16 protein-coding genes are annotated in these 13,868 nt (G+C 58.5%); 5 read left to right on the top strand and 11 right to left on the bottom strand.

The genetic code is table 11. The annotated features are described in order from the left end of the window. From AAC035_RS10105 to rpoE, 10 genes are all read right to left on the bottom strand, one after another. A partial coding sequence (locus tag AAC035_RS10105; RefSeq protein WP_339803379.1) for a GTPase occupies positions 1-259 on the bottom strand: 259 nt, incomplete at its 3' end. Further along, positions 259-948 carry a ribonuclease III gene (gene rnc, locus AAC035_RS10100; protein ID WP_339803377.1) on the bottom strand — a complete coding sequence of 230 codons (690 nt, stop codon included), beginning with the start codon at positions 946-948 and terminating at the stop codon, positions 259-261. The genes AAC035_RS10105 and rnc, both read right to left, overlap by 1 nt. Further along, entirely contained in the window at positions 945-1,319 is a 375-nt protein-coding gene (locus tag AAC035_RS10095; RefSeq protein ID WP_339803373.1) for a DUF4845 domain-containing protein, read from the bottom strand. The genes rnc and AAC035_RS10095 overlap by 4 nt, the downstream gene beginning before the upstream one ends. Before the next feature lie 26 nt (positions 1,320-1,345). Next, a complete protein-coding gene (gene lepB / locus AAC035_RS10090; protein WP_339803370.1) occupies positions 1,346-2,140 on the bottom strand; it encodes a signal peptidase I in 795 nt (264 codons plus the stop codon). Between the two features lie 24 nt (positions 2,141-2,164). Beyond that, positions 2,165-3,967, bottom strand: a complete 1,803-nt coding sequence (lepA, locus tag AAC035_RS10085) for a translation elongation factor 4 (protein WP_339803367.1) — start codon at positions 3,965-3,967, stop codon at positions 2,165-2,167. A gap of 298 nt (positions 3,968-4,265) precedes the next feature. Further along, positions 4,266-5,669, bottom strand: a complete 1,404-nt coding sequence (locus AAC035_RS10080) for a DegQ family serine endoprotease (protein ID WP_339803364.1) — start codon at positions 5,667-5,669, stop codon at positions 4,266-4,268. Between the two features lie 129 nt (positions 5,670-5,798). Continuing rightward, on the bottom strand, positions 5,799-6,317 hold the full coding sequence (locus AAC035_RS10075; RefSeq protein WP_339803361.1) for a SoxR reducing system RseC family protein: 519 nt from the start codon (positions 6,315-6,317) through the stop codon (positions 5,799-5,801). Beyond that, on the bottom strand, positions 6,310-7,359 hold the full coding sequence (locus tag AAC035_RS10070) for a MucB/RseB C-terminal domain-containing protein (protein WP_339803358.1): 1,050 nt from the start codon (positions 7,357-7,359) through the stop codon (positions 6,310-6,312). Before AAC035_RS10070 ends, AAC035_RS10075 begins: the two co-directional genes overlap by 8 nt. A gap of 3 nt (positions 7,360-7,362) precedes the next feature. Next, positions 7,363-7,920: an RseA family anti-sigma factor gene (locus AAC035_RS10065; protein ID WP_339803356.1), complete on the bottom strand. Its 558-nt coding sequence runs from the start codon at positions 7,918-7,920 to the stop codon at positions 7,363-7,365. A gap of 67 nt (positions 7,921-7,987) precedes the next feature. Next, positions 7,988-8,599 carry an RNA polymerase sigma factor RpoE gene (gene rpoE, locus AAC035_RS10060; protein ID WP_339803381.1) on the bottom strand — a complete coding sequence of 204 codons (612 nt, stop codon included), beginning with the start codon at positions 8,597-8,599 and terminating at the stop codon, positions 7,988-7,990. A 228-nt stretch (positions 8,600-8,827) separates the two neighbouring features. On the opposite strand from rpoE, the gene nadB reads away from it, so the two are divergent. The 5 genes from nadB to AAC035_RS10035 all read left to right on the top strand — a co-directional run bounded on the left by nadB (position 8,828) and on the right by AAC035_RS10035 (position 13,191). Continuing rightward, on the top strand, positions 8,828-10,432 hold the full coding sequence (gene nadB / locus AAC035_RS10055) for an L-aspartate oxidase (protein WP_339803353.1): 1,605 nt from the start codon (positions 8,828-8,830) through the stop codon (positions 10,430-10,432). A 55-nt stretch (positions 10,433-10,487) separates the two neighbouring features. After that, positions 10,488-10,742, top strand: a complete 255-nt coding sequence (locus AAC035_RS10050) for a succinate dehydrogenase assembly factor 2 (RefSeq protein ID WP_339803351.1) — start codon at positions 10,488-10,490, stop codon at positions 10,740-10,742. Then, positions 10,726-11,232, top strand: coding sequence for a hypothetical protein (locus AAC035_RS10045; RefSeq protein WP_339803348.1), 507 nt, complete (start codon positions 10,726-10,728; stop codon positions 11,230-11,232). Before AAC035_RS10050 ends, AAC035_RS10045 begins: the two co-directional genes overlap by 17 nt. A gap of 13 nt (positions 11,233-11,245) precedes the next feature. Further along, a complete protein-coding gene (locus tag AAC035_RS10040) occupies positions 11,246-12,241 on the top strand; it encodes a folate-binding protein (protein WP_339803347.1) in 996 nt (331 codons plus the stop codon). Between the two features lie 116 nt (positions 12,242-12,357). Beyond that, on the top strand, positions 12,358-13,191 hold the full coding sequence (locus AAC035_RS10035) for an HDOD domain-containing protein (protein WP_339803344.1): 834 nt from the start codon (positions 12,358-12,360) through the stop codon (positions 13,189-13,191). Between the two features lie 57 nt (positions 13,192-13,248). Here AAC035_RS10035 and ung read toward each other — a convergent pair. Continuing rightward, positions 13,249-13,868, bottom strand: a 620-nt coding sequence (gene ung, locus AAC035_RS10030) for a uracil-DNA glycosylase (protein ID WP_339803341.1), incomplete at its 5' end; no start/stop codon positions are given.

Genomic DNA, 13,868 nt, shown 5'->3' with positions numbered 1-13,868 from the left:
CACGGTTCATGTAGCGGTTCAGGGCCCGGGGCTCTTCCGTATGCATGCCCGGAGTATCGACATAAATGGCCTGCACCGGGCCCTCGGTCTTGATACCCAGTACCTGATGACGGGTGGTCTGGGGCTTGCGAGAGGTGATGCTCAGTTTCTGGCCGAGAATATGGTTAAGCAGCGTCGATTTGCCAACATTGGGGCGGCCGACAATAGCCACGAAACCACAGCGGCTGTCCGGATCTTCCGGGCGGGTAATATCATTCATCAGTCGGTTTCCACACCCAGTTGTTTGAGGGCCTCAGTGGCCGCCTGCTGTTCTGCCAGTCGCCGGCTATTGCCGGCGCCGGTAGTTTTCCGGTCAAGGGAAGGCAGGGCACAGGACACATGAAAGGTCTGGGAGTGGGCCTCACCATCCACTGAGATCACGTCGTAGAGCGGCAGCGGAAACTGCCTGGATTGAAGGTATTCCTGTAGCCGGGTTTTCGGATCTTTCTGGGTATCCTGGATATCCAGTTTTTTCAGCCGATGCTCAAACCACGCCAGCACTCGCTGACGACAGGTATCAAAATCGCTATCCAGATAGATGGCGCCGATGATGGACTCAACCGCATCCGCCAGTATGGATTCGCGACGAAAGCCACCACTTTTCAGTTCGCCGGAACCCAGACGCAGATACTGGCCCAGCTCAAACTCACGGCCTATTTCAGCAAGGGTGACGCCCTTCACCATTCGTGCCCGCAGGCGGCTCAGCTGCCCTTCCCGGGAACGTTCGAAATGGTGATACAGATACTCTGCAATCATCATATTCACCAGCGAATCACCCAGAAACTCCAGGCGTTCGTTATTCTGGTTACCATGGCTGCGATGCGTGAGCGCCAGCAGCAACAATTCCTGATCGTTGAACTCGTAGCCTATGCGGCGCTGCAGTCGTTCCAGGTCCGGGCGATTACTCACTTGCCTCTCAGCTCGTATCGGTGGTTAAAACTCATGACGGCATCAATATTGGAAATCACCCCAGTGCGCACTTCGTAGTCGAGTGTAAGAATAACCAGCTCGTTGTCCTTCTCGATCTTTATATCCTTGGTGTCAAACCCGCTGACGTTATTGACACTCAGGCGGCGGTTGACCAGGTTGCGTACGTCATTGGGGGTCATTCGCTCAAGCCCTTCGGCACCATCAAGGCTCTCAAGGGCTTCTTTGACAGTATAGTCATCAAGATACGCCGGTCCCAGCTTGATCAGCAAGGTCAGCAAACTGCCGAAAAACAGCACAGCAACCAGAATACCCAGGGTGGAAGCGCCAGCCTGTCGATGTTGTAGTTTCATACTTCTGCTACCTCGGAACCGGAAAATCAGTCTATGGAGCCAACCCGGCCGAACGACGGCAGGCTGGTCAGTGACGGCCAGTGCATCCAGATCAGGAATGCCTTGCCCACCACCAGGTCATCGGGAACCATACCCCAGAACCGGCTGTCATTACTGTTATCCCGGTTGTCACCCATTGTGAAGTAATGCCCGTCCGGGACAACCCACTCGCCCTCACCGGCGCCACTGATGCCACCCAGGTTGCGGTAGATATGATGCTCTGTGTCCCCCAGCCGCTCCCTCAGCAATTCGACAGGAGGCAGGTTGGCCACAAACCGGGTGTCTATTTCCCGGTCATTGATGTAAAGCGCTTTATTGCGGTAGCGCACATGATCGCCGGGCAGACCCACCACCCGCTTGATGTAGTTGGTCTTGCCGTCTTCAGGATAGCGGAACACCATGACATCGCCGCGCTGAGGATCACCAACGGACATTATCTTGGTACCGACCACCGGCAGCCGCAGACCATAGGCATACTTGTTCACCAGAATGAAATCACCCACTTCCAGGGTCGGCAGCATCGAGCCGGATGGTATCTGGAAAGGTTCCACCAGAAACGACCGCAGCACCAGAACAATGGCCAGCACCGGAAAGAAGGACCGGCTAAGATCCACCAGGTAGGGTTCCGTTGCTCCCTGTTCGTCGTCGTCCGTTGCAACGCCCGGGTTTTCCTGCTGCCAGCGAAGGTCACGGCGTGGTTTCAGGAACAGGCGGTCAGCCAGCCAGATCAGACCGGTGGCGAAGGTCAGCACAACCAGTATTAGCGGGAAATCGATATCCATTCAGCAGCCCTGTTTAAAGCCCAATTAGCTATCCACTTTCAGCACCGCCAGGAAAGCTTCCTGTGGTACCTCTACGTTGCCGAGCTGCTTCATCCGCTTTTTGCCTTCCTTCTGCTTCTGCAACAGCTTTTTCTTGCGACTGACGTCACCACCGTAACATTTGGCAGTGACGTTCTTGCGCAATGCCTTGACCGTCACCCGCGACACCACCTGATTGCCGATCGCAGCCTGAATCGCGATGTCGAACATCTGCCGGGGAATCAGTTCTTTCATTTTCTCGACCAGCGAGCGGCCGCGACGATGGGCCAGATCCCGATGCACAATAAGTGCCAGCGCATCAATCCTGTCGCCATTGATCAGTACATCAAGACGCACCAGATTGGCGGGCTGAAAGCGTTTGAACTGATAATCCAGCGAGGCAAAGCCCCGGCTGGCGGATTTGATCCGGTCGAAAAAGTCCAGCACCACTTCGGCCATGGGCAGCTCGTAGTTGAGCTGCACCTGATTGCCGAGAAACAGCATATTGGTCTGTACGCCACGCTTCTCTTCACACAAGGCAATCACGTTGCCCAGATGTTCCTGCGGCACCAGAATGCTGGCTTCAACGATGGGCTCGCGCATTTCTTCAATGGAGCCGATGTCGGGCAGACGTGAGGGGTTATCAACGGACACCACCTCGCCGGTACGGGTCACTACCTCGTAGATAACCGTCGGTGCGGTGGTAATCAGGTCTATGTCGTACTCGCGCTCGAGACGCTCCTGGATGATTTCCATGTGCAGCATGCCGAGGAAGCCACAGCGGAAACCGAAACCCAGCGCATCCGAATTTTCCGGCTCATAGAACAGCGAGGCGTCGTTCAGGGTCAGTTTCTCGAGCGCATCGCGGAAATCGTCGTAATCGTCCGCACTGACCGGGAACAGGCCAGCGTAAACCTGGGGCTTGACCTTCTTGAATCCCGGAATCATCGGAGTTTCATCGGCGAACTTGCTGTGCACGATGGTATCGCCCACCGGAGCCCCGTGAATGTCCTTGATACCGGCCACCACAAAGCCCACATCACCGGTGCCCAGCTCTTTGGTATCGGTCAGTTTGGGCGTAAAAATACCCACCCGGTCCGCATTCCAGGCCTTGCCGGTGGACTTGATCACAATCTTGTCGCCTTTGCGCAGCACACCCTGACGAACCCGCACCAGAGAAACCACGCCAAGATAGTTGTCAAACCAGGAATCGATGATCAGAGCCTGCAAAGGCGCATTCTCGTCACCCACCGGCGGCGGAATGCGCTTGATCAGATCCTCCAGCACATCCTCTACTCCAAGACCGCTTTTCGCACTGCAGCGAACCGCGTTCGAGGCCTCGATTCCGATGATTTCCTCAATTTCCGTGGCCACCCGTTCCGGCTCGGCCTGGGGCAGGTCCATTTTATTGAGCACCGGCACCACTTCCAGCCCCTGTTCCAGTGCGGTGTAGCAGTTGGCAACGGACTGGGCTTCCACACCCTGGCCGGCGTCCACCACCAGCAGCGCGCCTTCACAGGCGTAGAGCGAGCGGGAAACCTCGTAGGAAAAGTCCACGTGGCCGGGGGTATCAATGAAGTTGAGCTTGTAGACCACGCCATCCCGGGCCTTGTAATCGAGCGTCACACTCTGGGCCTTGATGGTGATGCCACGTTCCCGCTCGAGATCCATGGAGTCGAGAACCTGCTCTGCCATTTCACGGTTGGTCAGCCCGCCACAGACCTGAATAAACCGGTCAGCGAGTGTGGATTTGCCGTGGTCAATGTGGGCAATGATCGAAAAATTACGAATACGGCTCAGTTCGGTCACAGAAAAATGGTTACCCGTTGCAGACTTGATCAACCCGAATTGCCAGCCATGGTTATCGGGTGAGGAAAATGGGTGCAGGCAACAACGCCCTGCAAGCGCGGGATTTTACCGGTTGTAGGGCGCCATTACCATGATCAGGGCATCAGCACAGACTCATACTGACTGACCAGCGCAGCTTTACCCGGCGGGAGTAGGACAGAATTGCCCCGATACCGGCCATAAAAAAACCACCGGTGCCGACTGGATCCCAGTCAACACCGGCAGCAGGTACCGGGGGAAAGCCTGCCTCGCAACCTTGTCAGGGCTTTATCACCAGATAGCTGGCGCGGCCGTCGCGGACTATCCGAACCGGAATTGCCCGGCCTGTTGGCAGATTATTGGCGATCTTGCGAAAATCCTCGACACTTCGCACCGGTTCCCGGTTCAGTTCGGTAATAACGTCATTGCTGCGGACGCCGGCCTCGAACGCGGTACCACGACCGACTTCCGCCACCAGCACACCACCGCTGACCCCCAGGTTTTCAAGCATATCCTCAGAAAGCGGCTCTACCCGAAGACCCAGCGGCCCCGTTCCCGGTGATGAAGGCTGTTCGCTGGTGCTGACACTGTCGTCCTCCTCCGGCAACCGTCCGATTTCAACGTTCAATGTCCTTTCACGCCCTTCCCGCATGACGGTGATCCGCGCTTGTTCACCAACGGTGGTCCGGCCCACCTTCGGTGGCAGGTCAGATGACAGGTTGATGGGCTCTCCCTCATAGGACAACACAATATCACCCGATTGCAGGCCGCCCTTCTCTGCCGGCGAACCAGGCATCACTTCTGCGATCAGGGCGCCGTGGGGGCGGCTCAGGCCAAAGGATTCCGCCAGATCGCGATTCACTTCCTGAATCAGTACGCCAAGCCAGCCGCGGGAAACCCTGCCGTCGTCCCGCAGCTGCCGGAACACGCTCATGGCATCATCAATGGGAATCGCAAAAGAGACTCCCATAAAGCCCCCGGACCGGGTGTAGATCTGGGAGTTGATACCCACCACTTCACCATCAAGATTGAACAGCGGACCACCGGAGTTACCGGGGTTGATCGCCACATCCGTCTGGATAAAGGGAACGTAGTTTTCCGTTGGCAGTGAACGACCGACCGCACTGACAATTCCGGCGGTGACGGTGTAGTCGAAGCCGAATGGCGAGCCAATGGCCAGCACCCACTCTCCGGGTTTCAGGTTGGCCGAACGACCAATACGAACCACCGGCAACGCATCATCGTCTTCAATCTTCAGGACTGCCATATCGGTGCGGGGATCGGCTCCGATCACCGTGGCCGGAAGCTCACGGCGGTCACTCAGGCGCACGATGATCTCATCGGCACCTTCGATGACGTGGTTATTGGTCAGTACATAACCGTCTTCCGAAACAATAAATCCGGAACCCATGGAGCGCCGTGGCTGGGCCTGGCCTGGCGATTGTCCGAACGGCGACTGGGGGCCACGGAAGAAATCCTGAAAAATATCAGGCAATTGTTCCAGCTGACGCTCATCAAAAGGAAGTCCTCTGGAGTTCCGGGAACGGGCCTCCTGAGTGGTGCTTATGTTGACCACTGCCGCCGAATTTTCTTCAACCAGCTCGGTAAAGTCGGGAAGATTCCGCGCCTGCGCCACCTGCACCAGCATAAGGGTGCTGAAAAACAGCAAAAAGGCCATAGACATCCGGTTCACCGGACGCCTCAACACAGCATTAAAGGTACTGTTTGCAGGACCTGAATAACGGGTCATAACTCGCTCCCTCTGAATAATGGGGTTTTCCGTAATTTGGTGTCAGGATGATATTTTTTCAACTTACAAAACAGTAGGATTTGACGACAGACTCGCCTCTGACGAAGACCGGGTACGGGCGGTCATGACCGGCTCATAATCTCCTGGACAGCGATGACTCACCCGCCTGGCGATCAACAGTCCCACCGCCAGTCCGACAACAGCTGACAAAATCGCCGCCAGTTCGACTTCCGGCAACCATGCTCCGGTGACGGCAACCGCGATCACCATTACCAGCAACGGCACTGCATAGATCAGGAATGACGCCTGCAGCAGGCTGGCTGGAGCTATGGCCACGGTCACTTCATCACCAGGACGGGCATCTAGCGTGTTACTGACCCGCAACTGCCTGGACTGGCCCGAAGACATGGCTGCCAGTGCTTTCTGACCACAGCCATGGCGGGCACTGCAACTCTGACAGGCGCTCTGCCTCAGGGTCAGTACCCAGGCTTTATCGCCACTGACCGAAATCACCGTGCCCTGCTCGGTCACCATGTCAGGGGTGTTATTCCTGGCGGGTCCCGGGGCTATAGTCTCAGTCACGGCGGGCTCCCGTGAGGGCGTCACTATCTGCCACAATGACAGACTCCGCCACTTTCATGGCCGTGGCCGGCGGAATCTCGCCAACCACGGTGACCAGCAGATTGGCTCCCGGGTTATCAGTAACGTGGTGCATGTACACCGACGTTGCACCGATGCGCGACACACCGGTTGGCATGGCCAGATCCCCCACCGGCTCAACGAATACCGAGAAGGCCGCGACACCGTCTGAAAAAGCTACCGCCTGGCCCCGCCCGGTCCGCGGAGACGCCGAGGGCACGAAACCCGCCGGGCGCCAGCCAAGACTCCAGCCAGCCATCCGGTTGTGGCGATCGGCCTTTTCAGCATCAGGCTCCAGGGGCGATGACAATTCGGTGGTCCGGCCTTCACTCTGGATCTCGAAATCGCTGTCAGGCAGGTCGTCGGTGATTTCCAGCATGGTGAACTGGAAGCGCTCCAGAACATCCTCGCCCTGGCGTACCTGGCTCTTCAGCAACAACCCGGTCTGTTTTTCCAGCCAGAGCCGGTAGCCATACCGATGCTGATCCCGGGGATTCAGTGCAATAACCACGGAGGAATAACCTGCGATACGGTCATCACCCAGAACCTGCGGCGCATACCAGGAGGCCATGGGCACAAGCTGACTGGCAAAGGCCTCCGCAAAAGGTCCGGACGGAATCACCTGGTCAAGCTGGATACGACCATGCTCCGGCAGGACACAAACGACCCGGTTTCCCCTGCGAAGAATTTCACCGCTGGCACCGTCCTGCAGGACCAGGCGCTCCTCTACCTGTCCGTTCCGGTAGCGGTGGGCGATCATCATGGAGCTGACCTGGTCGCCCCTGGAATAGACAAATACACCCCGATAGCTGGTCATCTTCAGAGCCGGACCCAGTTTCATAAGCCAGGCTTCGGCCGTTTCACTGTCAGCGGCTGCCGTCAACGGGGCAGCCAACAGAGCCAGCACCAGGGCCAGCGACCTCAGCAGGCGCTGATAACCGGCGAATAACAGAACCGCAGGCTGAACCACAGAACGTTCTGCCACCGTTCAGTAACCCGATCCGGACACGCTGGTGACCCGGGCATAGCCAACCGCGCCCTGCCCGCTCCCGACGCTGTTATTCTGGGCATGCTCCAGCAGGTAACGACTGAGCTGCTCCCACTGGCGCTCATCCAGTCCCTGCAGGGCCACTTCGGGTACGTTCGCCATGCCGTCAGCAGGGCCCCCTGTGCGCACCGTCACCAGTCCATCGCCATGGGGCGTGGTCATGGTATCCCAGCCACTGCCCGCACCAAAACCAACCAGTACGCCCAGACTGATCATGGCAACCGCGGACCACCGCCAGCGCGCCCTGACCCGACTGACCGGAGTCTGGTCGCTGTCCTGACCAGACTCCCCAAGCAGGCTCTGGCGTACGGCCTCACGCACATCCACGGTGGTCCCGGTATAGGGCGCGTCCTGCATGACATCACGGATCTGTTGCCAGCGCTGCCACTGCCGATGCACCGCCTCCTGGTCGTCGTGGGACAGCACCCGGCGCACAGCCAGCTCATCCGCCTGATCATCCATCATTGCAGACAAAGTCTCTCTGAGCCGATCATCCATTGTCTGAACCTCTGTATCGGTAAGTCATCTGTTTAGCAAACCCAAAGACGTGAAGCGGGCCAACGGACTAATCCATTTCCAGCAATGATCCCAACTGGCGATCAATGGAATCCCGTGCCCGGAATATTCTGGAGCGGACAGTGCCGATCGGACATTCCAGAATGTTCGCAATGTCGTCGTAACTCAGACCTTCGTACTCCCGCAACAAAAAGGCCGAGCGCAGTTCCTCCGGCAACTGACGAATGGCAAGGTCCAGCGCTTCGCGCAACTGATCCCGCTGCAGGTGTCGCTCCGGAGAGGCGATATCACGCAGGTGTCCGCCATCATCGAACGACTCGGCATCCGCAACATCGGCAACGGCCTGGGGACGACGGCCGCGGGATTCCAGATAGTTTTTTGCGGTGTTAACAGCGATGCGATAGAGCCAGGTGTAAAAGGCACTGTCACCCCGGAAGCGTTCAATGGCACGGTACGCCTTGATAAAGGCTTCCTGGGTAAGATCGAGCACTTCCTGACTGTCGTATACATAGCGACTGATGATCGAAGCAACCCGTGACTGATATTTGAGCACCAGCAAGTCAAAGGCCGAACGATCGCCATGACGGGCCTTGCGTACCAGTTGCAGGTCGGTCTGGCCATCTGTGCCTTGGCTCGCCGTGTTATCCGTTTCAGGTTTCATAGGGGGGCGGAAAGACGCCTCCTGAAGTTCAGCCACTGAACCTGACTGCTGCTTATGCACCACTGTCATCGGATGGTTTCCTGTTTCTGGGTCACCGGGGACGTCACTGGCTGACCGGAATAATCCAGGCCAGCCACCAGAACCCGCGTTTTCCGGTGTGGGCAAATAGACAGCAGGCAGAAAGTTTAGTTCAATACACTCCACATTATGGCCCGCGACAGCAACCACATGCCACACTCACACGAATACGATGTTCTCATTATTGGCAGCGGCGCCGCCGGACTGACCGTTGCACTCAACCTGCCGGCTCACCTCAGGGTTGCCGTGGTCAGCAAGGCGGACATCACCAGCGGCGCCACCCTCTGGGCCCAGGGCGGCATAGCCGCTGTCCTGGACAATGAAGACTCCATCGAAAACCACATCAGCGACACCCTGAACGCCGGCGGCGGCCTCTGCCACGAAGATGCCGTGCGTTTCACTGTGGAGAACGCCAGGGCAAGTATCGAGTGGCTGATCGCCAGTGGCGTCAATTTCACCCGGGATGAAAACGAGCGGTTACACCTGACCCGGGAGGGCGGACACAGCCATCGCCGCATCATTCACGCCGCTGACGCCACCGGTAATGCCGTGTCAACCGCGCTGAGCGATCAGGCCGCCGCCCGAGACAACATTGATCTGTTTTCCAACCGGGTAGCGGTGGATCTGATCACCAACCGAAAACTGGCCCTGCCCGGCAACCGCTGCGTCGGCGCCTACATTCTGAACCTCGGGGACAACCATGTAGAGTTGTTCCGGGCCCGCTTTACCGTCATTGCCACCGGCGGTGCCAGCAAGGCCTACCGCTACACCACCAACCCGGATGGCGCCTCCGGCGACGGCATTGCCATGGCCTGGCGGGCAGGCTGCCGGGTTGCCAACATGGAATTCAACCAGTTCCACCCCACCTGCCTGTACCATCCGCACGCCAAATCCTTTCTGATCAGTGAGGCCGTGCGGGGGGAAGGCGGCCTGCTTACCCTGCCGGACGGCTCCCGCTTCATGGATCGCTTCGACAAACGGGCGGAACTGGCACCACGGGATATAGTCGCCCGGGCCATTGACCACGAGATGAAACGTCTCGGCGCGGATCACCTGTATCTGGATATCAGCCACAAGCCCGCCACGTTTATCCGGGAGCATTTCCCGACCATTTACGACAAGTGCCTGGAATTTGGCATCGACATCACCCGGGAACCCATTCCCGTGGTGCCCGCCGCCCACTATACCTGTGGCGGCATTACCACCGATGACCGCGCCCGCACCGATATCAACCAGCTCTATGCGGTTGGCGAAGCCGCCTTTACCGGACTTCACGGCGCCAACCGGATGGCCAGCAACTCGCTGCTGGAATGCCTGGTATACGGTCGTGCGGCCGCCGCAGACATTGCCCGCCGGGAACATGACATTCCACCACCGCCGCAGGCGCCGGACTGGGACGAGTCACAGGTCAGGGACTCCGATGAGGACGTCATCATTTCCCACAACTGGGATGAATTGCGCCACTTCATGTGGGATTATGTCGGCATTGTAAGAACCACCAAGCGCCTGCAGCGGGCAAAACACCGGGTCGATCTGCTGGCTCGTGAAATCGGTGAGTTCTACAGCAATTACCGGGTCAGCAATGATCTGCTGGAACTCCGTAACCTGGTGACGGTTGCGGACCTGATCATTTGTTCTGCCCTGCAACGGAAAGAAAGCCGCGGATTGCACTTCACCCTGGACTATCCCGGCCTGCAGAACGATCCGGAAGACACCGTTCTCGTACCAACAACCTACCGGGTGGCATCGCCCTGACGTCCCCGGGTGTGCCTCCGCTTACCTTCATTCACGAACACGGGTACCGTCTTTCATGTCAGACAACACTGAATTCAACCGACTACACTGGCATAGCCGTCGCGGCATGCTGGAACTGGACGTCCTGCTGCTGCCGTTTCTAGAACAGGCTTACCGGGATCTGCCACGGGAAGACCAGGTTCGCTACGAACACCTGCTGAGCTGCGAGGATGCCGATATGTTTGAATGGTTCATGCAACGCAGTGAACCGCAGGATCCGGACCTTAAACGCATCGTGCGCATGATTCTGGACCGTGTACAACCGGATTGATCTGCACTTACGAAGATCCCTGAAAGCCGGGATTGTGGCCGCCGCACCCTGGCTGGCACTTGCCTTTGCCTCGTCCCTGCTGGCGCTTTACCTGCAACCACTGTTTCTGGTCGCACTGGCCCCTGCCGCGGCGGGCATCTGGCGTCGCTGGCAACAGTGTGGCAACCTGACTCACCCGCACGCCATTGTCCGCATGACGGTCAGGGACAACCTGCTGATCGCAACGCTCGGGAATCAGCGCGAAGTGCCGGTGACGGTTACCCGCGACAGCAGGCTTACGGCCGGGCTGGCGGTTCTTGGCCTGAGCCACGGTGGCCGGCGCTGGCCATGCCCCGTGGTGCTTTGCACCCCCGGCAACGCGACTCAAGATGACTTCCGCCGGCTGCGGGTCTGGCTCAGACTTGCCAGCCACGATCAGGCAGCATCGCCACATCCGGTAACGGTTTCAGGCGCACTGAAGCAGCGTTTATCACTCAGCAGATCCCGATAAAGGAGGAAGGCACATGTCAGCAATCAACAGCCATTTCGCTCATTTCCCGCTGCCGGATTCCGGCATTGCAGAACTGACCTACCTCCGTGTTTTCCGGGTCAGCGGCCCCGGCACCGATACCTTTTTACAGGGGCAATTCAGCCAGAACCTGGCCGAAGTCACCTCCGGACATGCGCCGCGGGCCGCCGCCAGCAACCCCAAAGGCCGCACCTACCTGCTGACCCGTATGGTCAGGGAAGGCGCAGATGTCCTGCTCGCCATACCGGATTCAATTGCTGATCACGCCTGCGCTCAGCTCAACAAATATCTGATGCTGTTCCGGGGAACCACCATGACCCCTGCACCTGACTACCGGATCTTTGGTCTGCTGGGAAGCGACGCCACTGAAGCCCTGACCGGCTCCACCGACGGCCTCAATCAGCCCTGCGACGTTCTGCAACTGGATGACAATCGCCACCTGATCCGCACTGAAAGTACCGCCACAGGCCTGATCCGCCATGAACTCTGGGGCCGCCCTGTTGACAGCACTGACGGCCACCACAGGGCCGGCACCATCACCGAATCCGATTGGCTCGCCTCCGAGATAGCCGCCGGGGTAGCCTCCCTGAGCCCGGAAACCATTGAGAGTTACGTCCCCCAGATGCTGAACTGGCAACATCTGAACGGTGTCCACTTCAAAAAGGGCTGCTACACCGGGCAGGAGGTGATTGCCCGCATGCATTACCTGGGACAGCTGAAAAAAAGCCTGTTCCGGCTGGCCTGCCCCCCCGGCAGCCCCGTGGCACAACCCGGAACCGTCATTGTGGCCAATGAACGGCAGGCGGGCGAAGTGATCAACGCTGCGGCGTACAGCGATGGCCATCAGGAACTGCTGGCGGTATTGCGTCACGACACCGTCGCCGGCCCGCTTCAGCTGGGCGATAGCAACGGCCCGGCGCTGATGATTGACACTCTGCCTTACCCGGTACCAGAACAGGACGCCGCTGAACCTGCGCCGAAAGATACATAAGTTGACAGGAATTATGGCCTGAATCTGCTATAAAACGGATAGTCAGATTGCATTCTGAAACACCACGCAGAACGCTTCACCAGATACACCAAAGACGCTCAGGGACCTGAACACCTATGTCCAATATCGTTGAAACCATTCGGGAAGATATTCTCGAAGCTATCGAAAACGACAAGCTGATCCTGCCAACGCTGCCGGAGGTGGCCCTGAAAGTGCGGGATATTGCAGAGGATGAAAACTCGGCCATTGCCGACCTGGTCAATGTCATCAGTACCGACACGGCGCTGTCCGCCCGCCTGATCCGGGTATGCAACAGCCCGCTGTTCCGGGGCTCACGGGCCATCGAAAACCTGAACATGGCAGTCAGCCGGCTGGGCATGGCCTACACCAGTAACCTGGCCATGGGTCTGGCCATGGAACAGATGTTTCAGGCCACCTCCGACATGATCGACAAGCGGCTGCGAGCCACCTGGCAGACCAGCACCGAGGTTGCCGGAATCTGTCACGTGCTGGCCCAGCAGTACACCCGCCTTAAACCGGATCAGGCCACCCTGGCCGGCCTGGTTCACCAGATCGGTGTGCTGCCGGTGTTGCGTTACGTTGAAGACCAGGACATCCAGGTCAGCAGCATGATGCTGGACAAGATTATCGAACTGCTGCACCCCCGTATCGGAGCGGCCATTCTCAAGCGCTGGGACTTTCCTGCCGAGCTGATGATCGTTCCCATGGAGTACCAGAATTTCCAGCGCGAGGTCCCCGAGGCTGATTACGCCGACCTGGTGACCCTGGCCACGCTGCAACTGGTGTCCGGCAGTGACCACCCCCTGAGCGAGCTGGACCGTACCACGGTCACCGCCTATGGCCGCCTCGGGCTGGATCCGAACACCGATATGAACGAGGAAGAAGACCTGACTGCCCAGATGGAGGCGGCCATGGCCTTGTTGCAGTAATTGCTCTACCGGCAAATACTGCAGTAGAGAAAAAACGGCCGCTTGCGGCCGTTTTACTTATGGGGCTTTGGCTTTGCCATAGGCCGCCAGCAAATCCCGCTTCGCAGGCAGTGCCCAGTTTACCGGGGCCAGGCCCTGCTGCTGCAGCCACTGATTGGCACGGGAGAAGTGCCTGCAGCCAAAAAAACCGCGGTAGGCACTGAGCGGTGACGGATGCGGGCCTTCCAGCACCAGATGCCGGTGACGGTCAATGTGCCGCCCCTTCTTCTTCGCGTAACTGCCCCAGAGCATGAACACCACACCGTTCCGCTCACGGTTCACTGTCTCGATAACCCGGTCGGTAAAGGTTTCCCAGCCTTTGCCCTGATGGGCTCCGGCCTCGCCCTGAACCACCGTCAGCACACTGTTCAGCAACAGCACACCCTGCTCGGCCCAGGGCTGCAGGCAACCGTGATCGGCTGGCGCAACACCCAGGTCATCCCGGATTTCCTTGAATATATTGATCAGTGACGGTGGCGGTGACACCTCAGGGCGTACCGAAAAACACAGGCCATGGGCCTGGCCCGGACCGTGGTACGGGTCCTGTCCGAGAATCACTACCGACACCCGGTCCAGTGGCGTGCTATTGAGGGCATTGAAACAGTGCTGACGGGCCGGGAACAGCACCTTGCCCGCCT

The sequence above is a fragment of the uncultured Marinobacter sp. genome (genome assembly GCF_963974375.1).
GTDB lineage: Bacteria > Pseudomonadota > Gammaproteobacteria > Pseudomonadales > Oleiphilaceae > Marinobacter.
The sequence above is the reverse complement of the archived record's forward strand: the minus strand, read 5'-3'. Positions and strand labels throughout refer to the sequence as shown.